This is a genomic window from Rhodococcus sp. AZ1 (assembly GCF_054979605.1).
Window position 1 is genome coordinate 264,440 of sequence record NZ_JBUEQF010000005.1, and the last position, 25,121, is coordinate 289,560.

A 25,121-nucleotide genomic window follows, 5' to 3' on the forward strand; every position below is an offset into this window, starting at 1 on the left:
GTGGCCGTGCAGGACAAACTGGTGTGGATCGATTGCGAGATGACCGGCCTCGATCTCGGTTCGGACAAATTGATCGAGATAGCGGCCCTGGTCACCGACAGCGACCTCAACGTCCTCGGCGACGGCGTGGACATCGTGATCCACGCCGACGACGACGCACTGGCCGCGATGCCCGAGGTGGTGACCCGGATGCACGCGAAATCCGGCCTCACCGAGGAGGTTCGCGCGTCGACCGTCAGCATCGAGCAGGCCCAGGAGCAGGTGCTCGCGTACATACGCGAGCACGTCCCGGCGGCCCGAACGGCGCCGCTCGCGGGCAACTCCATCGCCACCGACCGGGGGTTCATCTCCCGCGACATGCCCGAACTCGACGCGTACCTGCACTACCGGATGATCGATGTCAGCTCCATCAAGGAACTCGCTCGGCGCTGGTTCCCGCGCATCTATTTCGGTCAGCCCCAGAAAGGCCTCGCCCATCGCGCTCTCGCCGACATCGAGGAGTCGATCCGCGAGTTGAAGTACTACCGCCGCACGGTGTTCGTCCCTGAGCCGGGCCCGTCGACGGGTGAGATCGCCGCGGTGGTCCGTTCGCTCGGGGCACCGGAGACCGATTAGCCGTTGCCCGTCCCGGGGCGTTAGACTCTCCGGGCGCGGTCGCCTCCTGACGGTGGTGCGCAACGGTGGCTGTAGTTCAGTTGGTAGAGCACCAGGTTGTGATCCTGGCTGTCGCGGGTTCGAGTCCCGTCAGCCACCCCACCACGAAGGCCCCGACTCGCAAGTCGAGTCGGGGCCTTCGTGCATGAGCGACCTCTTTGGCGTATGTGACTGATGTGACGTATGGTGACCGTGGTGCCCTTGGGGAAGGGGCACCACGCGAACGCCACCTCGACCGAAACTCATGCCGGGGTGGCGTTCCCGGCTTTCCACACCGGCCATGGGACGTTCCAGTCGCCCAGACCGTCGACACCGGAGAGTGTGCCCCCCACGGTTCCCCGCACGACGGCGATGTCGCCACGGGTGAGGTTCTCGTACACCCACTGCGCGTTCTCGGGAGAGAGATTCAGGCACCCGTGACTGACGTTGGTGTTGCCCTGCTCGTCGAGCGACCACGGCGCCGAGTGGAAGAAGATCCCGCTGTAGGACATCCGCGTGGCCCACTGCACGGGCGTGCGGTAGCCCGCCGGTGAATCCACCGGAACCCCGTAGGTCGACGAATCCATGATCAGCTGATCGAACTTGTCGCCCACGATGTAGACGCCGTTGTCGGTGGGAGTGCTGTCCTTACCCATGGACACCGGCATGGTGCGGACCACCGTGCCGTCGATGCTCACCGTGACCTGCTTGGTGGCGTCGTCGGCGGTGGCCACGACGGCGCGGCCGATGGTGAAGTCCGTGCGCTCGTTGCGCTGCCCGAACAGGCCACCACCGAATGCGCGCCCGTATGCGGCCACGTCGACGCTCACCCGCGTGCCCGGTGCCCAGTAGTTCTCCGGCCTCCAGCGCACCTCACGGTCGTTGACCCAGTAGAACGCACCCTCGACGGCAGGGGTGGTGGTCACGGTGATGGCTCGCTGCGCGGCCAGGCGGTCGGGGATCGGTTCGTCGAACTGCACGGCCACCGGCTGACCGATCCCGACCACCTCGCCGGGACTGGGCAGCAGGTAGGGCGCGGTGAAGTATCCCGCGGTGGCGGTGGTGAAGCTCGCCGTCGCCGTGGCCGCGCCGCCCCGCTCACCGGTGGCGGCCGCCGTCAGTCGGTACTGCGTGCCGTAGGTCAGCGGTGCGGCCGGCGCCCAGGCCCGACCGTCACCGGTGATCGCACCGGGAACCGACGCGCCAGTGGCATCGACCAGCGTCACCGACGACAGAACGCCATCGTCGCTGGTCACCGAAATGGGATCGCCCGGGGCGACGTCCTGCGCTCCGTCGGGCACGGACACCGCCAGCCGAGGCACGACGGGCGGGGCCGGGGGCGCGGAGGTCTCGGACACGACGTTCGCGGTGGCGGCGGGGGCCGGTGACCCACAGCCGGACAGCACTACGGTGGCGACCAGTGCGGTGACGACGGCCGATGCACATGTCGCCGCGGACGCCGAACGACTTCGCCTCGCGGAGGCTCTCGACATGGTTCGACCACTCCTCGGTTCTGCGGTGCGGTCAGTATGCCATCACTCGGGGTGGCCGGTCGGTTCGGTGACTGCGGGCGGGCGCGAACGCGCGGCGCGAGCGGTCGCCACGGCGTAGGCCAGGGCACTGCCCCCGAACACCACGGCGACGAGGATCAGCCATCGCTCCGCGAACGCCTCCTGGGTCAGGCCCGTGGCGTTGCGGTAGTCGCGCGCGCCCTGCTCGATGATGCCCGGGAAGAACACCAGGAACGTCGTCCCCGCGACCAGGAACGGCACCCGTACGTAGTTGAGGGGGCTCACGGCGGGCGCGCGAGTGGGTCGACGCCCGCGCAGCGCGTCCAGACCCGAGGTCACCGAGCGATCGGCCAGCGCGTACGCGGGGAACAGCAGCAGATCGTGCGCGATCGCTGCGCCCACGAACCACACGCCGATCGACTGCCACCAGGTGTCTGCATTCCAGAACGTCTCGGGGCCGGCGATCATCACCACCGCAGCGATCAACGCGAAGCAGAACACCATCGTCAGCAGGTGCAGGGGGTTGGCTCCGTAGAACCGAAAGAAGGACCTCATGCCCTGCCCCTGAACTCGATCGACTCCACCCACTTGGTGTTGTGCACGCCGGGGATCCCCGGAATCATCAGGCGCGCGGGGAACCCGTGGTCGATCGACAGGTCGGCCCCGTTGACCTTCAGGGCCAGCAGCGAGTCCGGATCGGTCATGGCACCGGCGGGGAACTGCACTCGATTGAACGAGCCGGCCTTCTCGAGCGACTGCACCTGCGCGCTGTCGAGAGAGTTCACGCCGGTCAGAGCCAGAAGGTCTCGCAAGCGCACCCCCGTCCAGGTCTGCACCGTCGACCATCCCTCGACGCACGCGATCGGCAATCGCGCGGTGTGCTGATCCATCGCGAGGAGGTCCGCGCGGGTCAAGCGCACCGGGTTCGCGCCGCCCATGACGGTCAGCACCCACCCGTCACCGACCTGGTCGGCGGTGATGCCCGCGGCCTCCCCGGTGCGGTTGACCGGGAAATCGTTGGGACCGGAGCCGTAGTAGCCCCCGCGCGGCAGGAGGAACGCCGCGCGCCGCAGAACTCCCCCGGTGGTCTGCCCGACCGTCATCACGGCCATCAGCACCGTTCCCGCTCCGACCAGCGCCAGGGCGCCGCGACGGCTCACCGTCGCCGGTGCGGCGTCGACGGGATCGGATTCGGGTTCGGGTTCGGTGTCCGCCACCCGCTGACGCATCACGTCCATGAACGACCGCGAGCGCAGGGTCCGCCACATCACCGGCACCTTCACGGCCGTGTGGGCGATGAAGCCCGCGATGAAAACCCAAGCGCCCCAATAGTGCCCGGTGTAGAAGCTGAAGCCGAAGATGTAGTCGTACTGAATGTTGAGGATGCCCGTCGCGAACTCGAAGAGCACGCCGCCCACGAGGGCGAGCAGCGTCAGCCGTTCCAGTGCGTGCGAGATCGACCGCACGGGCGGGAACTCGAACAGCTTGGGGATCACCGACCACAGCTTGGCCAGCACGATGGGCACCAGGATCAGTCCCAACCCGACGTGTAATCCCTGGTTGAGGCGGTAGATCCATGACGGTCGAGTAGGCCAGTCGAACACCGGAAGTCGGAGCCAGGAGACGTCACCGGGCATGGACTGGCCGAACCGCGGGCCGTACGCGACCCAGGAGAGCAACCCGGTGATCGTGATGATCGGCAACCCGATCAGCAGAACCGCACCGAAAACCGAGGTGAGCCACGGACCACGGAGCGGGCTGCGAAAACTCGGTCGACGCCGAAAACCCTGCCCGTCGAGCGGATAGCGCAATCGACCCGCGTCACCGTCCATTTGATGTACCTTCGTCCTGCGGTATCGAACCGCGCTGTCCGACCATATCCGAGTTCTCGACCCGTCTGTCGGCATTCGATCGAGAAGGCTTTTCGGATGCCACCAATCCGTTTCCGCAACTGCGCCGAAGTACAGACAGTTCCAGCACACCGACCACGAAGGAAAACAACATGTTCACTCTCCGCAAGGCAGTAGTTGCAACCGCGATCGGCGCCCTCGCCATCGTTCCTCTCGCAGCCTGCTCGAGCGACAACTCCTCGTCGTCGAGCTCGACCACCTCGTCCGCCGCGGCCACCACCACCCCCAAGCCTGCAGCCGAGGTTCCCGCCCTGACCGGGCGCGACACCGCCGTCAAGCTCGATCCCGGCTTCACCGGCGCACTGACCACCCTGGGCCTGACCCCCGGCGTGGTCGGCACCGCCGCCCTCACCGACGGCTCGCTCGTCTTCCCGATCACGGGCGGCAACGTCAAGTACTGGACCCCCGGCACCGTGGACCCGTACGTGCAGGGCAAGATCGACCACAACGGCAGCGGCTTGTCGCTCACCGCCGGCCCGACCGTCGTCGAGCTCACCAACTTCGTCATCGATCCCGGCACCTCGCTCCTGATGGGTGACGTCGCCGTGAACGGCCAGAGCGCAGCGAAGGGCGCGGTGCTCTTCGACCTCGACGGCCGCACCCTGCAGCCGCTGCAGACCGGCCCGAACGACACCGCGATCCTGACCGGAACCCAGGTCAAGATCTCGGCCACCGCCGCCGAGCTGCTGAACAAGACGTTCAACACCACGGCCGTCACCCCCGGCCTGCTCGTGGGCGTCGCCACCATCACGGTGAACACCAAGTAATTCCCCGCTGTACACCAGGAGCACCACGGCCGCGTGCCGTGGTGCTCCTGTGCGTAGATCGAACAATAACGCCGCAGCGTCGAGCGAACAATCGCACCGCTCGCCCGATACCATCGCTTAGGTACTGCACCACGAAAACAAGGAAATCGGCTGTATTCCGATGCACGCGGAATACACCGGATTTCGACGCCGAAGCGAGGGACGTTGAAAACCGACCGTATTGCACGACCATTTGCGATCGTCGCCGCTGTCCTCGTGACGACCGCGACCGCGTGCGGGTCGGATCAGACCCCGCCGGCAACAGGGATCACCGGATCGATCACGGTCTTCGCCGCCGCCTCGCTGAAAGCCGTGTTCACAACTCTCGGAGCACAATTCGAGGGCACACACCCGGGAACCTCCGTGAAGTTCAGCTTCGCCGGCTCGGCCGACCTCGCTGCACAGATCCGGCAGGGGGCACCCGCGGACGTCTTCGCATCGGCGGACACCGCCACCATGAGCACGGTGTCGGACGCCCAGCTCCTCGCCGCACCAGCGCAGAACTTCGCCTCCAACACGCTCACCATCGTCACCGCGCCCGGTAATCCGAAGGCCATCAACACATTCGCCGATCTGACCCGCCCCGGCCTGGCCGTGGTGGTGTGCGCCCCACAGGTTCCCTGCGGAGCCGCCGAGGTGAAGGTGGAGAAGGCGGCCGGCGTCGACGTCGTCCCGGTGAGCGAGGAGTCGTCGGTGACCGACGTGCTCGGCAAGGTCACCTCCGGCCAGGCCGATGCCGGAGTGGTCTACGTGACCGACGCCGCTGCTGCCGGGGCGAAGGTTTCGGCCGTGCCGTTCCCGGAGGCGTCCGGCGCGGTGAACACCTACCCCATCGCGCCGCTGTCGGCGAGCACCAATCCGTCCACCGCGCGGGCGTTCGTCGATCTGGTCACCAGCGCAGCCGGGCGGACAGCGCTGCAGAACGCCGGCTTCGGCGTACCGTGAGCGCCCCCGTCGGCAGTCGAGCCGAAGGGCCACCGCGGTGGATCCTCGTCCCGGCGGCCGCGGCCGTCCTGTTCGTCGCACTGCCGCTGGTGGCGATGATCCGTTCGGTCGACTGGCCACGTTTCGTTCCCCTGGTCACCTCCCCGGCGTCCCTGGCCGCGCTTCGGCTGAGCCTGATCACGGCAAGTGCGAGCACCGTGTTGTGCGTGATCATCGGTGTGCCCCTGGCCATCACGCTGGCCAGGGTGCCGATGCGCGGCCGCTCGCTTCTGCGCTCACTCGTTCTGCTGCCCCTGGTCCTGCCGCCCGTGGTGAGCGGGATCGCCCTCCTCTACACCTTCGGCAGAGCAGGCCTGATCGGTGCACATCTCGACGCCCTCGGAGTGCGGATCGCCTTCTCGACCACCGCTGTGGTTCTGGCCCAGTCGTTCGTGGCGATGCCGTTCCTGGTGATCAGCCTCGAGGGATCACTGCGCACCGCCGGAACCGATTACGAGCGTGTCGCGGCCGGACTGGGCGGCTCACCGTCGACCGTCCTTCGTCGCGTCACCCTCCCCCTGGTGATGCCGGGTCTGATCTCCGGCGCCGTGCTGACGTTCGCCAGGGCGCTCGGGGAGTTCGGTGCCACCCTCACCTTCGCCGGATCTCTGCAGGGCGTGACGCGAACGCTGCCGCTCGAGATCTACCTCCAGCGTGAGTCCGACCCCGACGCGGCACTCGCCCTGTCCTTCGTCCTCATCGTGGTCTCGATCATGATCGTCCTCCTCACCCACGGTCGGCGGCGCCTACCGGTCACCCACGGTCGGCGGACGGCATGACCCTTCATGCGCGGATGGCGTTGAGCAGCAGGGGAATCGATGTCGAGCTATCGGTGGGCCATGGCCGGGTCCTGGCGTTGGTCGGACCGAACGGGGCAGGTAAGTCGACCACCCTGGGCGTGATCGCCGGCCTGATTCGACCCGACTCCGGCGTGGTCGACGTGCGCGGTCGGCGGCTGCTCGACACCGCGGTCGGCACGAACGTACCCGCCTATCGCCGCGGTATAGCCACGCTCGCGCAGAACCCGCTGCTGTTCCCGCACCTGAACGTGCTCGACAACGTCGCCTTCGCTCCGCGCGCGGCCGGTCACTCACGTCGCAGCGCACGCGAACAGGCACACCGATGGCTGGTTCACGTCGACGCCGACACCTACGCCGACCGCTCCCCCGCCGAACTCTCCGGCGGCCAGGCCCAACGGGTGGCCCTGGCGCGTGCGCTCGCCGCCGAGCCAGACGTTCTGCTTCTCGACGAGCCGATGGGTGCGCTGGACGTGGGCGGCGCCCCGGCCCTGCGCCGAACTCTGCGCGCGGTGCTGAGAGAGGGCGATCGAACTGCAGTGATCGTCACCCACGACGTGCTCGACGCGATTGCCCTCGCCGATTCGATCGCCGTCCTGGCGGGCGGGCGCGTGGTCGAATCCGGCTCCACCCGCGAGGTTCTCGCGACTCCTCGCTCGCCGTTCACGGCCCGCCTGGTGGGGGTGAACCTACTCACCGGGGAGGCGATCGCCCCGGACAGCCTGCGGGTCACCGGCGGCGCAACCGTGCTGACCGGTACTGCCGAGGATCGCTCAGGGGTCCCGCCGACGGTGGGAGCGGCGGCGGCGGCGCTGTTCGCTCCCGAGTCCGTCTCGGTGCATACCGCGTATCCCGCGGGCAGCGCGCGCAATGTCCTGGCGTGCACGGTGACGGCCCTCGAGACGGCGAACGCGGTGGTGCGGGTGCACACCGAGACGCCGACGGGTTCCACCGTGATCGCCGCCGTCACCCCGTCCGCCGCAGCCGATCTCGATCTCACACCGGGTACGCCGGTATATCTGGCGGTCAAGGCCGTGCAGGTGCGGGTGGTCGGCGCAGCGGACCAGCCTCAGGCCAGCTGAAGATCCTTGATCAACTTCGCGACGTGGCCGGTGGCGCGCACGTTGTACTGGGCGATCTCCACCTTGCCCTCCTCGTCGATCACGAACGTCGACCGGATGACGCCCTGCACGGTCTTCCCGTACATCTTCTTCTCCCCGTACGCTCCCCACGCCTCGAGCGTCGTGCGTTCGGGGTCCGAGAGCAGCGGGAACGTGATCGACTCCGCGTCGCGGAACTTCGCCAGCTTCGCGGGCTTGTCGGGCGAGACACCGAGAACGTCGAGTCCCGCGCCGTTGAGTTCGGCGAGGCTGTCACGGAAGTCGCACGCCTGCTTGGTGCATCCGGGGGTACCCGCAGCGGGGTAGAAGTAGACGATCACCTTGCGGCCGGCGAAGTCTGCGAGCGAGACCTCGTTGCCGTCGGCGTCGGGCAGGACGAGGGGCGGGGCGGTGTCGCCCGGCGAGAGCTTGGTGTCGGTCACGCTCTCCAACATAAACGACGGCGCCACCCCATCCACTAGGCTCGAGGCGATCGTACGAACACTCGAACGGCCTTGGAGGATACGTGGCACGCAACACCGAGAAGATCGAACTCGAGATCGCGGCTGCGCGCGAACAACTCGCGTCCACGCTGGACGAGCTCAGTGTTCGCGCCGATCCCAAGCGACTGGTCGACGACACCAAGCAGTCCGTCGTGGCCACTCTCAACACCCCGGCCGTGAAGTACTCGCTGATCGGAGCCGGTGTGATGATCGCGGCTCTGGTGGTCCGCTCGCTGTTCCGCTGACGTGGGGCCGAGGGCGATTTCACTTCACCCCCGCACACTGATAATCTCTGTCCCGCAGCAACGGCGAGCCTGACGGCTTCCGATCCTGCGCCTATAGCTCAGTTGGTAGAGCAAGTGACTCTTAATCACTGGGTCCGGGGTTCGAGTCCCTGTGGGCGCACTGCACGAAGGCCCCCGGTTCACACCGGGGGCCTTCGTCGTGCGGGCGGATCGGCGATCAGCCGACGTGGGCGATCTCCTGAGCACGCAGGGCAGATCGAGCCTGTCCGAGCGTGGGGAACAGGCGCAGGCCGCTGCCCACGCCCAAAAGGTTCAGAGGCCGCACCGTGGCCGGGTGATCGGCGACGACCACGGTCGACGACGGATGCCGGCCGCGAACTGCGGTGACAACCATGACCGCCCCCGCAGCGCTGAGGAAATCCAGCCGGGAGAGGTCGATGATCAAGCTGTGCGGGTCGGCCTGCACGGCGCTGGTGAGCGCGTTCTGCAGGACGGGTGCGGTGGCGAGATCGACCTCGCCCGAAGCGATGAGTCGGTACGAGTCACCGTCGACGTCCTCCATCACCGTCAGCGGCGAGGTCGAGCGGGTGGGGAGTGCAATGGCTTCTACCAGGTTCACCGGATGCTCCTTTGTTCACAGTCCCGACGGGCGACCGTAGAGACCCGTTTTTCGAGCCACGCTTCGCCTGTGCGCTCAATACTCTCGGGACAAGGTGTCAACGACGTCTGGCCAACATCACGATGCGGTCACGGTCGAGTCGCGTCCGCATAACTCCGAAAGGGAACGGGTAATGGGTTTCGTCGTTCACGCAGGCGGAGCGAACAATCCGGCCGCCGAGGGGCAGAACGAGTTCACGATCGCAATCGCACCCGGATCGTTCGCGAGCGGGTTGGTCTCGCGCGTGAGTGCCGAATTCACCACCCCGGCAGTGCAGATGTCGAAGGTCGGGCTCAGCAGCAGCGAGATCGGGTGCCGCGCCGTGACCGCGGCGACATCCGCGCGAATCTTCTCGGCATCGGGTGTCCCATCCGGAACGATCGCGTCGACGACAGCACTGAGCCGCCCGGTGGTGCCGGCCACCAGGTCGGGGTTGGTGCAGAAGGCTGTCGACAGACGCTCGAGCGCACCGGCGGGCGCGGCGGCGAGAATCCCCGCCTGCTGGTCTGTGAGCGCCCCGGCTGTCGGGACCGGTGGCCGGTCACCGAGAGCATCCCGGTAGTTCGCCACCACCGCGTTCTGCTCGGTGGCCAACGCCGAGATGTCCGCCTCGACCTGCTCGCGCGTCGGATTGGGCCCTGAAAACGCCACGGTGCACGGTGCGGCGGCAGTCGACGACGCCGCTGCGGGCGAACTGGTCACGGAGGACGAGGCCGCCGGGGACGAGGTGTCGGACGAGCATCCGGCGAGCGCGAGGGAGAGCGCCGCGCATGCGGTCACCACCAGCGCCCGGGTGGATCGGGAGGAGATGTTCACGTTGAAAGGTTCCTGTCCAGAAAATGCGAACGAACCGTGCCCTCGAGGAGCACGGTTCGTTCGACGGTTCTCGTGTGGTGCCGAGTTACTTCTTGACCGGCGGCGCGTTGAGCAGGGTGATGAACTGCTGGTAGTTCGCCGCCACCGAGCCCAGGCCGGCGAAGGTGGTGCCGGCGAGCGCTCCACCGGAGCCCAGCAGCAGTGCGCCACCGATGCAGCCGGCGATGGGGCCCGCACCGAAGAGCAGGGCGGCGGGAGCGGAGACGACACCGGCAGCGGAGGCGCCGAGCAGGCATCCGCCCACGAGACCGGTTGCGCCACCGACGTATCCACCGAGCGTGGCGGTGTTGGTGATGTTGTCCTTGACACCGGCGATGGCGGCGGGCAGGTCCACCTGGACCTGGCCGGGCGCGGTGTACACCGGAGCGGACGGAGCCGGATCGGCGTAGGCGGTGGCCGAGGCAGCGCCGAGCGATGCGATGGTGATTGCGGAGACGACCGCAGCTTTCTTGAAGTTCATGACGATGGAGGCCCTTCGTATCTCGGAGCAGGCGGCGTTGAGCCTGCAGCGAGATTCAAGCCCCCGTCGTATACACGTGTCAACGACGGTCGGTGTGTCGAATCCCATTGCTGCCGTTGGCAATTCTCTACTTCTTGTGCACAACTACCGGCGGTGGAAATGCCGTCTCGAGTTCGCACTGTGGGCGTCGATCGTTTATCTGCCGGACATCCGAATGCGTATCGACGCGGTCCGAACATCCGCGACCTGCACCGCCGGGGATCGGCATCGATCAGCCGTCTCCCGCCGGGCGAGGCCCGAACTCCACTCGGTGTCGGGCGGGTGAACACCGATTGTGAGTTCCACGCTCCGAGACGACCCCGCGGGCTTCGGCGACACCCGATCAGCCCTCTTCCGCCGCCGCCTGTGAGATGCACATCACACCATCCCGATCGCTCGCGGTCCCGCGCGAAACTCACCCGATACTGTTGACACGTGGACCCGTCCTCGACACCACCTGCCCTCGCAGAGCCGACACGCGGCGCAGCAGCTGTGTCGGGCGAGTCCGGTGAACTCCTCCCCCGCCGTCGGCCCACCCAGGAACGCAGCCGACGCAAGTTCGACGCCCTCCTCGCCGCCTCGCGTGAGCTGCTCACCGACGTCGGTTTCGAACGGTTCACCTGTGAGGAGGTGGCGGTGCGGGCCGGGCTCCCCATCGGCACGCTCTATCAGTTCTTCGCCAACAAGTACGTCATCGTGTGCGAGCTCAACCGCCAGGACTTCGTCGACGTCCAACACGAACTGGCCGATTTCGACGGCGAGATCCCCTCGCTGGACTGGCTGCACTTCCTCGACGACTTCCTCGACCATCTGGCCGGGCTGTGGACCAGGGACCCGTCGCGGCGAGCAGTATGGCTGGCCATGCAGTCCACCCCCGCCACCCGCGCCACCGGGGTGATCCACGAGAAGGCGTTCGCAGCGCAGGTCGAGCGCATGCTCGCGCCCCTGACCCCGCGCACACCGCGCGCCACCCGCACCCTGATGGCCGGGGTGCTGGTGCACGTTGTCTATTCGATGCTCAACTTCTCCGTACAGGACGGGCAGAGCCACGAGGACGCCGTCACCGAACTCAAGCGCCTGATGACGGCCTACCTGCTGGTGGCCGAGAAGGAGAACCAGCGCTGAGTGCGCCGGTTCCCCGTCCGGCGCTCAGTCCTCGAGAATCGCCACCGCCCCCGCCATGTCACCGTCGTGGGTGAGTGAGAGGTGGATCTTGACCGTCGGCAGGAACTCCGCGGCCATGCCGTGCAGAACGATGGACGGCCGTCCCCACGCATCGTTGACCACCTCGATCAGCGGGTACGGGTTGTCACCGATCTGGGGCGGTCGAGCGAACCTCGACGTGGCCCAGGCCTTGAGCACCGCCTCCTTGGCCGCCCACCGGGCTGCGTAGTGCCGCGCCGGGTCGGAGCTCTTGGTCGACGCGTGGCGACGCTCACCTGCCGTGAACGACTCGCGCACCATGGTGGTGCCCACCCGTTCGAGTTGCTCCGCGAACTCCGAGACCGACTGCAGGTCGAGACCCACCCCCAGAATGCCCATGCTCATCCCACCTTCCCGGTGTCGTACGCGCCGTCGACACCGAGTCGAGTGTCCTCGCTGAGCAGCAGATCCACCTCGGTTTGGTGCCGATGCGCCGAGGATGTCCCCTCGGATCCGAGTCGGCGATCCTCGGGCCGCTGGTACAGCGGCGACCCACCACACATCGCCGACACCCGACGCCGCTGCCCGTCGACCACCCGCGCCTGCGCCGCGGCGAGATAGGCGCTGCGACGCTCCGGGTCGACGGCTTCGACGAACGCCTGCGGGTGCACCACGGCGATCAGGCCGGACACGTGACCGAATCCAAGGCTGGTGAGCAGGCCTGCCTTGAGCGGCAGCGCGTCCGCGAAGCGCAGCGGCTCGCGAGCCCACACCAGGTGACCGAACTTCTCCATCACCTCGTCGACGCAGTCCAGGCTGCGGTTGGGCGGGATCACCCCGGTGGCGAGCACCTGGCACAACCCGATCAGCTGGAATGCCGCCGCGCCGCCCTTCGAGTGACCGGTGAGCGACTTCTGCGACACCACGAACAGCGGATTGCCGTCCGAGCGACCGATGGCGCGCGCCAACCGGGTGTGCAGCTCGGCCTCGTTGGGGTCGTTCGCGGCGGTCGACGTGTCGTGCTTGGACACCACCGCAATGTCGTCGGCGTCGACACCGAGTGCGGCGAGGGAGAGCGCCAGCGACGAATCGCGGCCACCGCGGCCGGCCCCCAACGCTCCGATCCCGGGTGCCGGGATCGAGGTGTGCACGCCATCGCCGAAGGACTGCGCCCATGCGATGACACCGAGCACCGGCAGACCCATCTCCAGGGCCAGATCACCGCGCGCGAGGAGAATCGTTCCGCCACCGTGAGATTCGACGAATCCGCCGCGTCGGCGATCGTTGGCCCGCGAGAAGCGCCGATCACTGATGCCCTTGGCGCTCATGGCCGCCGAGTCGGCGGTGGCGGACATGTCGCCGAAGCCGATGATCCCTTCGATGCCGAGATCGTCGAACCCGCCGGCGACCACGAACGAGGCCTTGCCCAGCCGGATCTTGTCGACCCCCTCCTCGACCGAGACCGCTGCGGTTGCACACGCCGCCACGGGGTGCACCATGGCGCCGTAACTGCCCACGTACGACTGCACCACATGGGCGGCAACGACATTGGGCAACGCCTCCTGCAGGATGTCGTTGGCCCGCGCGTCACCGAGCAGGGTGTCGACGTAGAGCGAGCGCATCGACGCCATGCCGCCCATACCCGTTCCCTGCGTGTTGGCCACCAGCGACGGGTGCGTCCAGCGCATCAACTCCGACGGGTCGAAGCCGGAGGAGACGAAGGCATCGACCGTGCACACGATGTTCCACAGCGCAACACGATCGACGCTGCTCGCCATGTCGGGCGAGATGCCCCACACGGTGGGATCGAACCCGGTCGGAATCTGCCCGCCCACGGTGCGGGTGAGCTTCATCTGCCGCGGCACCCTGATCTCGGTTCCCGCCTTGCGCGTGACCTGCCAGTCGCCGGTGTCGGGTGCCTGCGTGACGACGGTCCGCTCCGGATCGGCTCCGGCGAACGCGCGCGCCTCGGCCTCGCTGCCCACCGCGAAGGTGAGGTCCTGGTCCAGGAACACGCTGGTCATCAACGGCGCCGTGTTGTCGATCATCGCGCCGTCGTCCTCGTATCGCCGGATCCCGCAGCGCTCGATCACGGCGTCGTGGTACCGGTCGGCGATGTCCTGCTCGGGCACCAGGTCACCGGTGGCGGTGTCGTACCACCCCGGTGTCGGATCGTTCTCCCAGACGAGCATGCCCGTGGTCCACGCCAGTTCGAGAACGCCTGCCGCCGAAAGCTTCTCGTCGACCTCCATCTCGAAGCGAGTGCGCGCGCTGCCGTAGGGTCCGAGCTCACCGGTTCCCACGATCACGACCAGTTCCGACGGATCGGCGTCGACCGAGTTCCACTGCGGGGTCACCGTGTCCGCTGCCGGACGCGGCGGTGCCGGCAGCGCGGCGATGGTGACCTCGGTGGGCGCCTCGGAGTCGGCATCGGCCTCAGCGCCCTCCGCAGCCTGCGCGGCGAGGGCGGCCAGATCCAGACCGGCCTCGGCCAGCCCACCGGTCAGATCGACCTCGAGCGGCGCGGTGGCCGCGCCGAGTCGAGCCGCCGGGGTGCAGGTGGCCAGCAGTTGCTCGGCCATCTCCGCCGTGGAGAAGGTACGGACACCGGCGGCCTCGGCCGCGGCGGCAACCGGATCGTTGTGGCCCATGAGTCCCGTTCCACGCACCCAGCCGATGCGGGCGTGGGCGATGGTGACCCGCTCGGCCCACGTGCGCTCGGCCCTCCACCGATTGACGATGGCGTCGAGGGCGGCCTTGGACTCGCCGTAGGCACCGTCGCCGCCGAACATGCCTCGGTTCGGTGAGCCCGGCAGCACCACGTGCAGACGGGAGTCGACATCACGGTCCACCCCGATCCGCGACAGGCCGCCGATCAACCGCTCGACCGACCACAGCAACACCCGCATCTCCATCTCGGCACGTGCACCGGCGTCGGACAGCTCGCCCTGCACACGAGGGGCCGCGAACGGGAGCAGCATCGTCGGCGTCATGGCCGCCTTGACGAGCTTCGACGCGCCACCGGCGGTGTCGACCTGCGCGGTACCCACCCACTCGATCAGGGCGTCGACATCGGCGTACGAAGCCATGTTGGCCGGCACCACCCACAGTTTCGCCCCCGCTCGAGCGCTGGTGCGGTAGAGGTCGCGGTAGTAGCCCAGCCGCGAGTCGTCCAGGCGGGACGTGGTGACCACCACGCACGCTCCCCCACCCAGCAACTCGGCGGTGACGGCGGCGGCGATCGAGTTCTTGCTCGCACCCGTCACCACGGCCACCTCACCCGACCAGGGACCGGTGGCGTCGACCACCCTGGCCGCGTCCGCGATTGCGGTGTACGTCCCGGCGAGATCGCCGCGCCCCCGCTCCGCGGCACGGCGAGCCCACCACTGCGCCTGATCGGCCACGGCATCACCGGCACCGGTGAAGGCGGAGGCGGCGAGCGCGCGAGCGCGATCATCGCCGATCCACAGACGGGCCAGATCCTCCCTGGCACTGGCCCACCGGTCGTCGAGCAGCACCGCACGGGCAGGATCGAAGGTCGGCGCGACCAGACGCGGCCAGTCCGAACCCAACTCCGCGGACACCAGGTCCACCAGCGCCGCATCGGTGCGGTCGGCCTCCGGAACCGAGACCTGATCGGCGAAGCCGAGCTGCTCGAGTACCAACCGGGCAGCGGAGGCCAGCACCCCGGTCCGGCCGGTGAGGTTCTCGGTGAACTCGCCGAGCGCCGCGGCGTCGACCGTGCCGCCGGAACCACCACCGGCCGACGGCATGCTCACCGACACCCCCCGACGCGCACCGACGGCAGCGACGGCCGCGTCGATGACGGCGTCGACCGACGCGGCGTCGGTGAGCGGCGCGGTGAGCAGCTCGCCGAGGGACCCGCCGCGAACCGACGCACCGTCACGAGTGCCGAGCGCGACCTCGGCGGTGACGTGGTGTGCCCACCCGTTGCCGAGCTGCCACACCTTCGACACCCGCTCGGCGATGGCCGCGGGGCGCTTGCCCGACGGGCCGAACACCTTGCGCAGGTGATCGCCCAGAGAGTCACTGAGCACCGGGCCGAACGGCCGGTAGGTGCGGGCGAGTTTGTCGACGGTGCCGGCCAGCGCGCCCATGTCGGCGTCGGCGGCGCCGTCGATCGCACCGAGGGACAGCTCGGATCCGAGGTCCACCAGCAGCTGATTGCGGCGCGAGGAGACCCCGTCGCACAGAGCCTCGATGGTGTCGGCGGACCCGATCTGATCGATCCGAAGCTTGGTCCACAGTGCGATGAGGATCTTCGTGGCGTCGGAGGCGACGAACGCGAGATCGTCCGGACGCGGTCCACCGCTCGGTGCCGCGGTCGGCGCCGGTGCGGCCACCACCGCCGGATCGGGAGCGACCGCGGGTGCGGACTCGTCGGCCTCGATCTCCGGCTCGACCTCGGGGTCGGTGTCGGTGGAGAACACCACGGCGCGTTCGCGCTCGATGTTGAGCACCTCCACCGGCGCCCCCACGCGGGAGGGCAGCTTCAGGGTGCCCGAGGCGAGGTTCGCGACGGTCGGCACCGATGCCAGACCCACCTCGACGAAGCGCTCGACCCCCAGTCCGCCGTCCGCCGGGTCACCGAAGAGCAGGTCCTGCGTCTCGATCCACCGCACGGGGCTCGCGAACTGCCAGGCCAGCAGTTCCACCAGGATCACCCGGCACAGATCGGCCGGGCGCGCGGCCCAGTCGTCCCACGCCGCCAGGACACCGGCGAGAGGCTCCGACGGCACCAGGTCCGCGATCTCCGCGACGAACGCGCGATCGAGGGAGAACAGGCGCGGCACCAGGTTCGGGATGTAGCGGCCCACCAGGATGGCCGGGTCGACGGTCTGCGGCAACAGCCCCTCGAGCTTCGCCCGGAAGTCCGCCACCCCACCGCGGAGCACCGTCGAGTGGAACGGTACGTCGATGCCCGGCACCAGGATGAACGCCCGCTTGCCACCGAATTCCACACGGCGACGGTCGATCTCGCGCTCGAGCTCGGCGAGGCCCGCGACGGTGCCGGCGATGGCGTACTGGCTGCCGCGCAGGTTGAAGTTGACCACCTGCACGAACTCGCCGGTGCGCGAGCCGATCTCGTCGACGAACGCGGCCACCTCGGAGTCGTCGAGCCCGATCTGCGACGGGCGGATCGCGGCCATCCGATAGTTGCTGCGGCCCTGCTCGTCACGCGGCACCAACTGGTGCATGGCCGACCCACGCTGGAAGACCACCTCCAGGACGGCCTCGAGCGGAAGCACGCCCGCGACGGCAGCGAGGGCGTTGTACTCGCCGACCGAGTGACCGCACAGCAGCGAATCCTCGACGAACGCGCCGGCCTCACGCAGCTCCGCGATCTGGGCGACACCCAGGACGGCCATGGCCACCTGCGTGAACTGGGTCAGGTGCAGCACCCCGTCGGGGTGGCGATGAACCACCCCGCGCGCGCTCAGCTCGGTCGGATTGTCTCGCACGACGGCGAGAATGGAGAAGCCCAGAGCGGCGCGGGTGTGCTTGTCGGCACGCTCCCACACCTGGCGGGCGGCCTTCGAACGAGCCCGCGCGTCAAGACCCATGCCGGGCTGCTGGATGCCCTGACCGGGGAAGGCGTAGACCGTGCGCGGTGCCGCCAGCCGTCCCGTGGACGCCATCACCAGATCGCCGTCGACCTTGCAGGTGACCTCGATGATCTCGGCACCGTGGTCGGTGTGGGTGCGATCGACCCGCACGTCGACCACCGCACCGGGGCGCACCATGCCGAGGAAGCGTGAGGTCCACGCCGTCAGGGTGCGCGGGGGCACCGAGGTCTCGGCGGGATCGACCGCCACGACGGCCTGCTGGGCTGCGGCGGAGAGCCACATCCCGTGCACGATCGGGCTGCCCAGACCGGCCAGCCGCGCCGCCGAATCGGACGTGTGGATGGGGTTGTGGTCGCCCGAGACCTGCGCGAACGCACCCATGTGGCGCGGCGCGGTCAGCGTCATGTCACGGCGCCGACGGCGCGGGGTCTCCTGCGCGGCGTCGGTGACCGATCCGCCCGCCGGGGCGGGATCGGCGAGCGTGCCGGTGCCGATGCGTCCGCGAATGGCGAATCGCTCGGTCAGGCGGGCGAGGACGCTCGCCTCGAGTCCCTCGTCGAAGATCGATCCGATCTCCACGCGAACCTCGACGACGCGGCCGAGCTCGGTGTCGACCACCTCTCCGGCATCGGCGCGCACCGTCAGGATGCTGTGATGGGGCGGCAGGTCACCGAGCAGGGTGATCGAGTGGTCGAGGTGGACCAGATCGAGCATGCCCTCGATCACCGCGGCCGCACCGTCACCACCCGTGCGGGCCGCACCGAGAACTGCGAAGACAGCGGGCCAGCACGCACCGACCAGCACGTCGGGAACCCCGCTCGTGCCGGGGGCGTAGGTGGCCGGCAGACCCGATCCGGTGACACCGGCATGATCGGCGATCAGATCGGGGGTCCATGCGAGGTTGATCCAGGCGGACCCGTTCTTGACAGTCGGAAGTTCCTGTCCCGCAGCAACTCCCAGCAGAGCGGACATCGACGCCTCGGCGTCCTCGCGGGTGACCAGCGGCGCGCCACCGTCGACGGCGGAGCTGGGCACGGTGATGCGGATGACCACGGCGCGACCGGCTGCCAGTGGCACCGACAGCTCGACGTGGTCGGTGCCCTGCACGGTCAGCGTCGCGCCGGTGGCCGGGTGGGTGGCGAGGACGTCGGAGTCCACGCTCCACTCCTCGACCGGGCCGAGGCGCCGCACCGGGTTGGGGGCCAGTCGGTTCGACCACGTGATGTCCGGGGCGGCGAGAACGATGCCGAGCAGCCCGGCAGCCGAGGGGTGACGACGGGTCGCCACCAGGGCTGGGATGGCGCCCTCGGCGAGGAGCCGGTCGGCGGTGGCCTTCTCGAACCGGTCGAGCAGGTCACCGACCGGCTCGTTCAGGCGATCGATCCCGGCGACGGCGCGGGTGCCGGGGATGATGCACACCTGGTCCGCGCTGTACCGCGCGTCGTGGGCCTGCCACAGCGAGTCCGAGCGCCACCAGCGGCGAACGTCCTTGTCCACCACGGGAACGAAGTTGACCGGCTTGCCGGGCAGCTTGCACTGGGACAGGAAGAACGAGACGTCCGCCGGGTGCAGCACCACGGTTGCCGCGTCGGGGTAACTCGCGCACAGACGCGCGATCGCCTGGTCCGGGTCGTCGAGCACACTCTCGTCGGCGAACAGGGTAGGGATCGGTCCGCGATCAGCGGGGTGCAGGCGCGCCTCGGCGCGGGTGAGCATGTTCGCGAACCGCGTCCGCCACGTCACGTCGAGCCATCCGGCGTCGTGCGCGGATCCGAGCGCGAGGTCGAGATAGCGGGTGAGCCACTGCAGGTAGGTCATCGACCCGGTGTCGCCGAAGTAGGGCTTCGCGGTGGCATCGAGGGCGGCGATGATCTCGCCGCGGCGCTCGGCGACGGCATCCTCGTCGCCCGCGACCTCGTCGAGCAGTCGTCCGGTGCGGGAGGCGGAATTGTCGATCTCGTGGATGTCGGCGCCGAGCTGACTGCGGCCCGACGCCATTCCGCCGGTGGCCGATCCGGCACCGACCCAGTCGGGTGTGCCGGGCGTGTCCACCAGCAGTTGCTTGACCTGCGGGCTGGTGGTGGCCTCGAGGGTGGCCATGGCCGCCGTACCGATCAACACGCCGTCGATGGGCATGGCGGGGTAGCCGTGCGAGCGCGACCAGGCACCGGTGATGTAGTCGGCGCCGCGATCGGGGGTGCCGATGCCGCCGCCGACGCAGATCACCAGGTTGGGCCGCCTGCGCAGTTCGGCGTAGGTCGCCACCAGCAGATCGTCGAGGTCCTCCCACGAGTGGTGCCCACCCGCGTGGCCGCCCTCGATGTGCACGATCACCGGGTAGTTCGGCACCTCGTCGGCGATGCGCATGACAGCGCGAATCTGGGCCACGGTGCCCGGCTTGAAGCACACGTGACTCAGGCCGACCTCGCTGAGCTCACCGATGAGCGCGACGGCCTCCTCGAGTTCGGGGATGCCTGCGGTGACCACGACACCGTCGAACGGGGCGCCGGCCGCGCGCGCCTTCTGCAGCAGCCGCTTGCCACCGAGTTGGAGCTTCCACAGGTAGGGGTCGAGGAACAGCGAGTTGAACTGCACACTGCGGCCCGGTTCGAGCAGTCGCTCCAGATCGGCGACGTGATCGGCGAAGATCTTCTCCGTCACCTGTCCGCCACCGGCCAGTTCGGCCCAGTGACCGGCGTTGGCAGCCGCGGCGACGATGGCCGGATCGACCGTGGTGGGCGTCATGCCCGCGAGCAGGATCGGTGAGCGGCCGGTGAGGGTGGTGAACGAGGTCTCGACCGCCATACGACCGTTCGGCAGCTGCACCACCGTGGGAGCGAAGTCGCTCCACGGGCGCTCGAGCTCGGGGGCCGCGCCGGGAGTCAGGAGTGCGCGGTGGCCGCCGCGGGTGGAGGCGGCGATCACCCCGATACCGTTGCCGCGGGCGTTGCCGGCGATGAGCCGAGTGAGCGCCTCACCCGGGCCGAGGTCGAGAATCCACCGGGCACCGGCGTCGACGGCCGAGTCCACCGCCGCGACCCAATCCACCGGATCGACGAGGACGGCCTGCGCCAGCTCGCGCGCGCGGGTGGTGTCCAGGGAGCACCGCATCGCCCACGACTCGACGATCTCGACGGCCTCGCTCAGCAGAGGGTGGTGGAAGCCCACCTCGACCGGGAGGGGTTCGAAGATCGGGGCGAACACCGAGCCGCCGCGCTTCTTGGCCTCGCGCTCGCGGGCCTGCTGCGCGGCGATCTCCTCGCACCGCTGTTGGACGCGGGCGAGCTTGGCCCAGGGACCCGACAGCACGACGCGACGACGTGCGTTGCGAATGGAGATCACGGCGGCGGATGTGGTGTCCGCGCCGGCGACCTCGTCGACGATCACCGCGAGTTCGTCGGGGTCGACGCCGGCGACGGCGACCATCGGTGCGCGATCACCGGTGCCGAGCAGCGAGCGGCGCCGAGCGACGAGTCCGGCTGCGGCGCCGATCAGTTGAGCGGTGGCGAGCAGTTCGGCGTCCGCCTCACCGTGGGCAGCGACGGCGGCACGCGCGAGCAGGCCCTGGCTGTGGCCGAGGGTGGCGACCGGCGGGTGCTCGACGATGTCGAGCCCCTGCACACCGAGCGCCCGGATCGCGGCAACCTGGGCCAGGAACACCCCCGGCATGGAGATCGCCGCGCTCACGAGCGCAGCGGGCAGGGGCGTTGCGGACTCGCCCTCGTCGTCGGACATCCACGAGAGCGGATCGAATCCGCTGGGTCGAACGACGAGCAGCTCGTGAGCCACCGGTGCCAGCATGCGCTCGGCATCGGCGACGAGACCGGCCAGCGGCCGCTCGAGTGCGCAGTCACGGGTCAGTTCCTCGAGGATCTCGAGCCACGGCGCGCCCTGTCCGCCGAAGGACAGAGCGTAGGGCTCGCCGCTCGCGATGCGATCGGCGAGCGCGGCGGTGCGGACGACGGAGCGTCGCCCCCTCGGTGAAGTGCTCTCGTTGACGGTCACTCGTGGTGTTCCTCTCGTGGCGCCCGGATGGGGCGTTGCGTTCGGGTTCTCGTGTATGCGGAAGTCGACGCTCGTGTGCTCGCACCTCGCTCGCTCGATCGCCGCCCAGGGGGAGCGCGCGACGAGGAAAGCGTGTCACAGAATCATGAGGGGTTCCTCACGTTCTTTCGCGCTCGAGCCCCCTACCAGCGAGTAGACGACGGGCAGTGTCCGTTTCCGGGTGAAAAGTGACCGGCGAGTAGATCGGATCGACGCTGGCAGAGCCGTCGCGGGCTGAGCCCGCCGACCGCCCGAGACATCGGATTCATCGTTACCAATTCGTTATCACGCCTTTCTGTCGGTGCGCTCCGCTACCTTCCGAACAATCGAACATACGTTCGTTCTCATCGACGGCCGTCACACGGCAGTCATCACACTCAGGGGGATCCATGACCGCACTGCACATCGCCCGTTCCGCACCCGAGAACACCGCACCCGAGCAGGCTCCGGCCCTGTCGTCGCTGGAGTTGCTCGCGCTCGAGGTGGGCACGTCCATGCCACGCACCACCTACCCGTTCTGGTTCGAGGGGTGGCCGGGCGATATCGAGGCCGCCCTGATCGACGCCGTCTTCTCCGGGCGTGCGGCGTACGGCACACCCACCACCGGGGTTCGCAAGGTGGTCGCCACGTGGCGGCGCTTCCGTGGTGACGTCGTCGACGACCTCGACGCATTCACGCAGGTGCCCGAATCCGGGATCGCCGAGTACATGGGCAACCGCCAGCGGGTATCCGGCAACGCGCTGTCCAAGGCGGAGGCGGTGCAGCGGGTTGCGCTGGCACTGCGACCGCTCGGCGTTCGCCGGGCCCGTGACATCACCGGATCCGACAGCCAGCGAGCCGCGTTCGTCTCGGTACCCGGTGTGGGGGCGGCGACCTGGCTGACGTTCCTGATCGCCCTCGGCATCGACACCCCGGAGACGGTGGCCCTGGACCGGCGCTTCGTCACCCGGACCGTGGGGTGGGCCGACGTGGACGTCGACTACGAGATCGAGTGGCTCGCACGGTTCATCGACTGCACCCCAGCCGCGGCCCACCACGCCATCCGACGCTTCGAACGGCGCTCGAACTGACGCGGGACAGCTGACCCGCGCGCACCGGCGCGGGCCCTGTCGAGCCGGCGGACGCGCACCTCACACGGGGTGCGCGTCCGTTAGACTCGCCCCGCACGCGCGAGTGGCGAAATGGCAGACGCGCCAGATTTAGGTTCTGGTGTCCAACGGACGTGGGGGTTCAAGTCCCCCCTCGCGCACAACGACCGGCCGGCCTCCGGGCGGGCGCGCAGCACAATTCGGTGGCATCGGGCTCCGGTACCGTGGAGACGTGGCCACCGCGGACAAGACCAACCGACCGGCGCTGATTCTGCTGGTCATCGTTGCCGCCGCCGTGTGCCTGGCGATGGGCTGGTGGCAGTTGGATCGGTACGAGTCCGCATCGGGTTCAGCACAAAACCTCGGCTACGCATTGCAGTGGCCACTGTTCGCGGTGTTCGTCGTGTACTCCTACCGCCGGTTCGTCAAGCTCGAGGAGTCCGAGGACGCCGAACCTGCGGTCGACCGCACCGACGGCCCCACCGAGATCCCGGCAGACATTCTGCCGCCGCGCCCGGCTGCTCCGGTCACGCTCGACGACGCCGACGACCCCGAGGCACGCCAGCTGCTCGAGTACAACGCCTACCTTGCCGAACTTCGCAACACCTCTGCGCCTCTCCACAACCCTGCACCTCGCCACAACCCTGCACCTCGCCGTAACTCTGCGCAGGAGCGCGTCACCGACAGGAGCACCACGTGAGTACGCCGGCCCAGTTGACCCCGCGAGTCGAATCCGCATTCAAGCGCTACCGCGTGCTCGCGTACATCACGGGCGTGTGGCTGCTGGTGCTGACAGCCGAGATCATCTACAAGTACCTGCTACTCGACAGCCCAGACTCCGCACCCTCCTGGTTCTTCTACATCGGCCAGGCGCACGGCATCTTCTACATGATCTACCTGGTCACCACGATCGACCTGTCGATCAAGGCGAGGTGGAAGCCGCGCACCACCATTCTCGTTGCGCTCTCTGGCACCATTCCGTTCCTCTCGTTCGTCGCCGAGAACATCGTGAGCAGGCGAATACGCGCCGGCCAACCCCTCTGAGCCGGCAGATCAGAACGGCGGCGGATCAGTACGGCGCTGCTCCTGCTCGGCCCATTCTCGCTCGGCCCGTTCCCGCTGGGCGCGTTCCCGCTCGGCCCGTTCCCGCCGGTTCACCTCACGCTCGGCGCGCCGTCGAGCGTGCTTGGCGGCCACTCGCGATCGGCGCCGCGTGGGTGCAGCTCGAGCACCGGGCGGTGAAGTACACCTGTCGGGGACCTCGAACATCACATCGGCCAAACCGGCTGCCAGATCTTCGCCGGTGAAGGTCGGACCCTGCACCTGCACACCGGCCACCACCACGCTGCGCACCACCCGGCCGTTCGGCCCGATGTACTGATCGTCGAGCACATCGGTGAACGTCTTCCAGTTGTGGTGGAACCGGCACTTGACGGCCAACCCCTCCGGCGAGGTGACACCGCCCGCCTCCGGATGGTCGTGGTCGAACTCGTCCACATGATCGAGGTCGCCCGACCACGCCCGGCGCGCACACCCGGGCACCGTGCAGTAGAGATCGCGTAGCCGTACGAGGGTGTCCAGAGCAGTCGACGGTCGGTACCGATCGGCGCCGGCAGCAGGAAGCGGACCGTCGCAACCGCCCAGCGGACGAATCAGCACGCGCAGGGCCTCGGAATCGGCGCGACGAGCAAGCTCACGCACCTGATCGGCACTGATCGTGCCGTAACCGTCGAGATGACCGGGGTTCTCGCCGTCACCGACCACCGCGTCGAGATCACAGAGCACATGCATCACCACGGTGGCAGCCCCGCTACTGCCCGGTGACGGAGGAGCAGGGGCATCGCATACGCCGATGCCGGTGGCAGCGGCCTCGCACCGGCACCGCCATGTCGCTCCGGTGGTCAGGCAGAACAACGCATCGGACCGCCGTGCCGCCAGCGCGCGACCATCACGGGCACACACGCGACGGGCAAGGTCCTCCACACAGCCCGACACGGTGATCGCGTCCTCGGCCACCATCGTGGCGGACACCTCGGCCATTCCGTCCGCCCTCGGATCGAGAAGGAACGTGCGATCCTCGCGCGCCTTCTTCCGGCGCCGGCGCACGGCGTCACCATCGGTGCGAGCGACAATCGCATCGACGGCGTCACGCAGGCGTGGAATGGACCACGATCCCGGTCGTCTCAGCAGCAGTTCCATCTCGCCGTCGACCTCGCGCTGGTGATCGAGATCGGTGATCAGTTCTGTGCGCTCGATGATCACGCGCAACTCGCGAGCGGAGATCAGACCATCGCGCAGACACAACCCGACCTGCGGCAACCGCGTGTCGATGGCCACCGCCATGTCGAGCAGTCGCTCGGCCGAGTTCTGCGTGAGATTGTGCGTGGTGGCGATGGCCGCAGCGCACCGCGTGTGCACATCGAATCGAGCGAGGTCGTCGGCGTCCTCCGCTCGACGCATCTGCTCGAACAGATCGACCATCAGACCCAACCGCACCCACTCGAGGAAGGACTGCCCTGCGGTCGCGCTGCGCAAGGCCATCAACACGTCCGCAGGTTCCGCCGACTCCGGTGCAACACCGAGTTCCTCGGCCGACTTCTGCGGCCAGTGCGACCCCGGCCAGGTGACGGGCGCACGGCGTCGCCGACGCGGCTTCCCGCCCCCTACATTCACCGTTTCGCTCATACGTTCGAATATAGATCATCCCACCGACACGAACACCGACCAGCGCGATCA

At 68.6% G+C, this 25,121-nt stretch carries 20 protein-coding genes and 3 tRNA genes; 13 read left to right on the plus strand and 10 right to left on the minus strand.

Annotation, left to right across the window (positions count from 1 at the left end):
* Positions 1-6 precede the first annotated feature (6 nt).
* Both orn and ACY48E_RS08830 read left to right on the plus strand, forming a co-directional pair.
* Positions 7-615, plus strand: a complete 609-nt coding sequence (gene orn / locus ACY48E_RS08825) for an oligoribonuclease (RefSeq protein WP_462871767.1) — start codon at positions 7-9, stop codon at positions 613-615.
* Between the two features lie 65 nt (positions 616-680).
* A tRNA-His gene (locus ACY48E_RS08830) sits at positions 681-756 on the plus strand.
* 140 nt (positions 757-896) lie between these two features.
* Here ACY48E_RS08830 and ACY48E_RS08835 read toward each other — a convergent pair.
* The 3 genes from ACY48E_RS08835 to ACY48E_RS08845 are packed head-to-tail and all read right to left on the minus strand — an operon-like array spanning position 897 to position 3,976.
* On the minus strand, positions 897-2,126 hold the full coding sequence (locus tag ACY48E_RS08835; RefSeq protein ID WP_462871768.1) for a L,D-transpeptidase: 1,230 nt from the start codon (positions 2,124-2,126) through the stop codon (positions 897-899).
* Between the two features lie 42 nt (positions 2,127-2,168).
* Positions 2,169-2,699 carry a hypothetical protein gene (locus ACY48E_RS08840; protein WP_462871769.1) on the minus strand — a complete coding sequence of 177 codons (531 nt, stop codon included), beginning with the start codon at positions 2,697-2,699 and terminating at the stop codon, positions 2,169-2,171.
* On the minus strand, positions 2,696-3,976 hold the full coding sequence (locus tag ACY48E_RS08845; protein WP_462871770.1) for a molybdopterin-dependent oxidoreductase: 1,281 nt from the start codon (positions 3,974-3,976) through the stop codon (positions 2,696-2,698). The genes ACY48E_RS08840 and ACY48E_RS08845 overlap by 4 nt, the downstream gene beginning before the upstream one ends.
* A gap of 170 nt (positions 3,977-4,146) precedes the next feature.
* On the opposite strand from ACY48E_RS08845, the gene ACY48E_RS08850 reads away from it, so the two are divergent.
* The 4 genes from ACY48E_RS08850 to ACY48E_RS08865 all read left to right on the plus strand — a co-directional run bounded on the left by ACY48E_RS08850 (position 4,147) and on the right by ACY48E_RS08865 (position 7,723).
* Positions 4,147-4,821, plus strand: coding sequence for a hypothetical protein (locus ACY48E_RS08850; RefSeq protein ID WP_462871771.1), 675 nt, complete (start codon positions 4,147-4,149; stop codon positions 4,819-4,821).
* Between the two features lie 255 nt (positions 4,822-5,076).
* Entirely contained in the window at positions 5,077-5,805 is a 729-nt protein-coding gene (gene modA / locus ACY48E_RS08855) for a molybdate ABC transporter substrate-binding protein (RefSeq protein ID WP_462871772.1), read from the plus strand.
* Positions 5,802-6,623 (plus strand): ABC transporter permease, encoded by an 822-nt coding sequence (locus ACY48E_RS08860; protein WP_462871773.1) that lies wholly within the window; start codon positions 5,802-5,804, stop codon positions 6,621-6,623. Before modA ends, ACY48E_RS08860 begins: the two co-directional genes overlap by 4 nt.
* Positions 6,620-7,723: a sulfate/molybdate ABC transporter ATP-binding protein gene (locus tag ACY48E_RS08865; RefSeq protein ID WP_462871774.1), complete on the plus strand. Its 1,104-nt coding sequence runs from the start codon at positions 6,620-6,622 to the stop codon at positions 7,721-7,723. The genes ACY48E_RS08860 and ACY48E_RS08865 overlap by 4 nt, the downstream gene beginning before the upstream one ends.
* Here the strand turns inward: ACY48E_RS08865 and bcp are convergent.
* On the minus strand, positions 7,711-8,196 hold the full coding sequence (gene bcp, locus ACY48E_RS08870; RefSeq protein ID WP_462871819.1) for a thioredoxin-dependent thiol peroxidase: 486 nt from the start codon (positions 8,194-8,196) through the stop codon (positions 7,711-7,713). The genes ACY48E_RS08865 and bcp overlap by 13 nt on opposite strands.
* A 71-nt stretch (positions 8,197-8,267) precedes the next feature.
* Between bcp and ACY48E_RS08875 the strand changes: the two genes are divergently transcribed.
* Both ACY48E_RS08875 and ACY48E_RS08880 read left to right on the plus strand, forming a co-directional pair.
* A complete protein-coding gene (locus ACY48E_RS08875) occupies positions 8,268-8,489 on the plus strand; it encodes a DUF3618 domain-containing protein (RefSeq protein ID WP_462871775.1) in 222 nt (73 codons plus the stop codon).
* Between the two features lie 87 nt (positions 8,490-8,576).
* Positions 8,577-8,649 (plus strand) — tRNA-Lys (locus ACY48E_RS08880).
* 57 nt (positions 8,650-8,706) lie between these two features.
* Here ACY48E_RS08880 and ACY48E_RS08885 read toward each other — a convergent pair.
* The 3 genes from ACY48E_RS08885 to ACY48E_RS08895 all read right to left on the minus strand — a co-directional run bounded on the left by ACY48E_RS08885 (position 8,707) and on the right by ACY48E_RS08895 (position 10,483).
* Entirely contained in the window at positions 8,707-9,108 is a 402-nt protein-coding gene (locus tag ACY48E_RS08885) for an STAS domain-containing protein (protein WP_462871776.1), read from the minus strand.
* Positions 9,109-9,294: 186 nt separating this feature from the next.
* Positions 9,295-9,963: a hypothetical protein gene (locus ACY48E_RS08890; protein ID WP_462871777.1), complete on the minus strand. Its 669-nt coding sequence runs from the start codon at positions 9,961-9,963 to the stop codon at positions 9,295-9,297.
* Between the two features lie 85 nt (positions 9,964-10,048).
* Positions 10,049-10,483, minus strand: coding sequence for a hypothetical protein (locus ACY48E_RS08895; RefSeq protein ID WP_462871778.1), 435 nt, complete (start codon positions 10,481-10,483; stop codon positions 10,049-10,051).
* Positions 10,484-11,014: 531 nt separating this feature from the next.
* Between ACY48E_RS08895 and ACY48E_RS08900 the strand changes: the two genes are divergently transcribed.
* Positions 11,015-11,647, plus strand: a complete 633-nt coding sequence (locus ACY48E_RS08900) for a TetR/AcrR family transcriptional regulator (protein ID WP_462871820.1) — start codon at positions 11,015-11,017, stop codon at positions 11,645-11,647.
* A 24-nt stretch (positions 11,648-11,671) separates the two neighbouring features.
* On the opposite strand, the gene acpS is transcribed toward ACY48E_RS08900, so the two are convergent.
* Positions 11,672-12,064, minus strand: a complete 393-nt coding sequence (gene acpS, locus ACY48E_RS08905; RefSeq protein ID WP_462871821.1) for a holo-ACP synthase AcpS — start codon at positions 12,062-12,064, stop codon at positions 11,672-11,674.
* 2 nt (positions 12,065-12,066) lie between these two features.
* Complete coding sequence (locus ACY48E_RS08910; protein ID WP_462871779.1) at positions 12,067-21,258, minus strand: fatty acid synthase subunit beta domain-containing protein; 9,192 nt, start codon at positions 21,256-21,258, stop codon at positions 12,067-12,069.
* Between the two features lie 428 nt (positions 21,259-21,686).
* On the opposite strand from ACY48E_RS08910, the gene ACY48E_RS08915 reads away from it, so the two are divergent.
* The 4 genes from ACY48E_RS08915 (at position 21,687) to ACY48E_RS08930 (ending at position 23,429) form a co-directional block, all read left to right on the plus strand.
* Positions 21,687-22,367 carry a hypothetical protein gene (locus ACY48E_RS08915; RefSeq protein WP_462871780.1) on the plus strand — a complete coding sequence of 227 codons (681 nt, stop codon included), beginning with the start codon at positions 21,687-21,689 and terminating at the stop codon, positions 22,365-22,367.
* Between the two features lie 97 nt (positions 22,368-22,464).
* Positions 22,465-22,546 (plus strand) — tRNA-Leu (locus ACY48E_RS08920).
* Between the two features lie 71 nt (positions 22,547-22,617).
* Positions 22,618-23,085, plus strand: a complete 468-nt coding sequence (locus ACY48E_RS08925) for a transcriptional regulator (protein ID WP_462871781.1) — start codon at positions 22,618-22,620, stop codon at positions 23,083-23,085.
* A complete protein-coding gene (locus ACY48E_RS08930) occupies positions 23,082-23,429 on the plus strand; it encodes a DUF3817 domain-containing protein (RefSeq protein ID WP_462871782.1) in 348 nt (115 codons plus the stop codon). The genes ACY48E_RS08925 and ACY48E_RS08930 overlap by 4 nt, the downstream gene beginning before the upstream one ends.
* Positions 23,430-23,438: 9 nt before the next feature.
* Here the strand turns inward: ACY48E_RS08930 and ACY48E_RS08935 are convergent, their stop codons facing one another.
* Entirely contained in the window at positions 23,439-25,070 is a 1,632-nt protein-coding gene (locus ACY48E_RS08935) for a DUF222 domain-containing protein (protein WP_462871783.1), read from the minus strand.
* Positions 25,071-25,121: the final 51 nt, after the last annotated feature.

Excerpts from the sequence above, each read along its gene's own strand:
- ACY48E_RS08895 (WP_462871778.1), bottom strand. The coding sequence starts at position 10,483 with ATGAACTTCAAGAAAGCTGCGGTCGTCTCCGCAATCACCATCGCATCG.
- ACY48E_RS08915 (WP_462871780.1), top strand. The coding sequence starts at position 21,687 with ATGACCGCACTGCACATCGCCCGTTCCGCACCCGAGAACACCGCACCC.
- ACY48E_RS08845 (WP_462871770.1), bottom strand. The coding sequence starts at position 3,976 with ATGGACGGTGACGCGGGTCGATTGCGCTATCCGCTCGACGGGCAGGGT.
- ACY48E_RS08835 (WP_462871768.1), bottom strand. The coding sequence starts at position 2,126 with ATGTCGAGAGCCTCCGCGAGGCGAAGTCGTTCGGCGTCCGCGGCGACA.
- bcp (WP_462871819.1), bottom strand. The coding sequence starts at position 8,196 with ATGTTGGAGAGCGTGACCGACACCAAGCTCTCGCCGGGCGACACCGCC.
- acpS (WP_462871821.1), bottom strand. The coding sequence starts at position 12,064 with ATGGGCATTCTGGGGGTGGGTCTCGACCTGCAGTCGGTCTCGGAGTTC.
- ACY48E_RS08850 (WP_462871771.1), top strand. The coding sequence starts at position 4,147 with ATGTTCACTCTCCGCAAGGCAGTAGTTGCAACCGCGATCGGCGCCCTC.
- ACY48E_RS08935 (WP_462871783.1), bottom strand. The coding sequence starts at position 25,070 with ATGAGCGAAACGGTGAATGTAGGGGGCGGGAAGCCGCGTCGGCGACGC.
- ACY48E_RS08840 (WP_462871769.1), bottom strand. The coding sequence starts at position 2,699 with ATGAGGTCCTTCTTTCGGTTCTACGGAGCCAACCCCCTGCACCTGCTG.
- ACY48E_RS08865 (WP_462871774.1), top strand. The coding sequence starts at position 6,620 with ATGACCCTTCATGCGCGGATGGCGTTGAGCAGCAGGGGAATCGATGTC.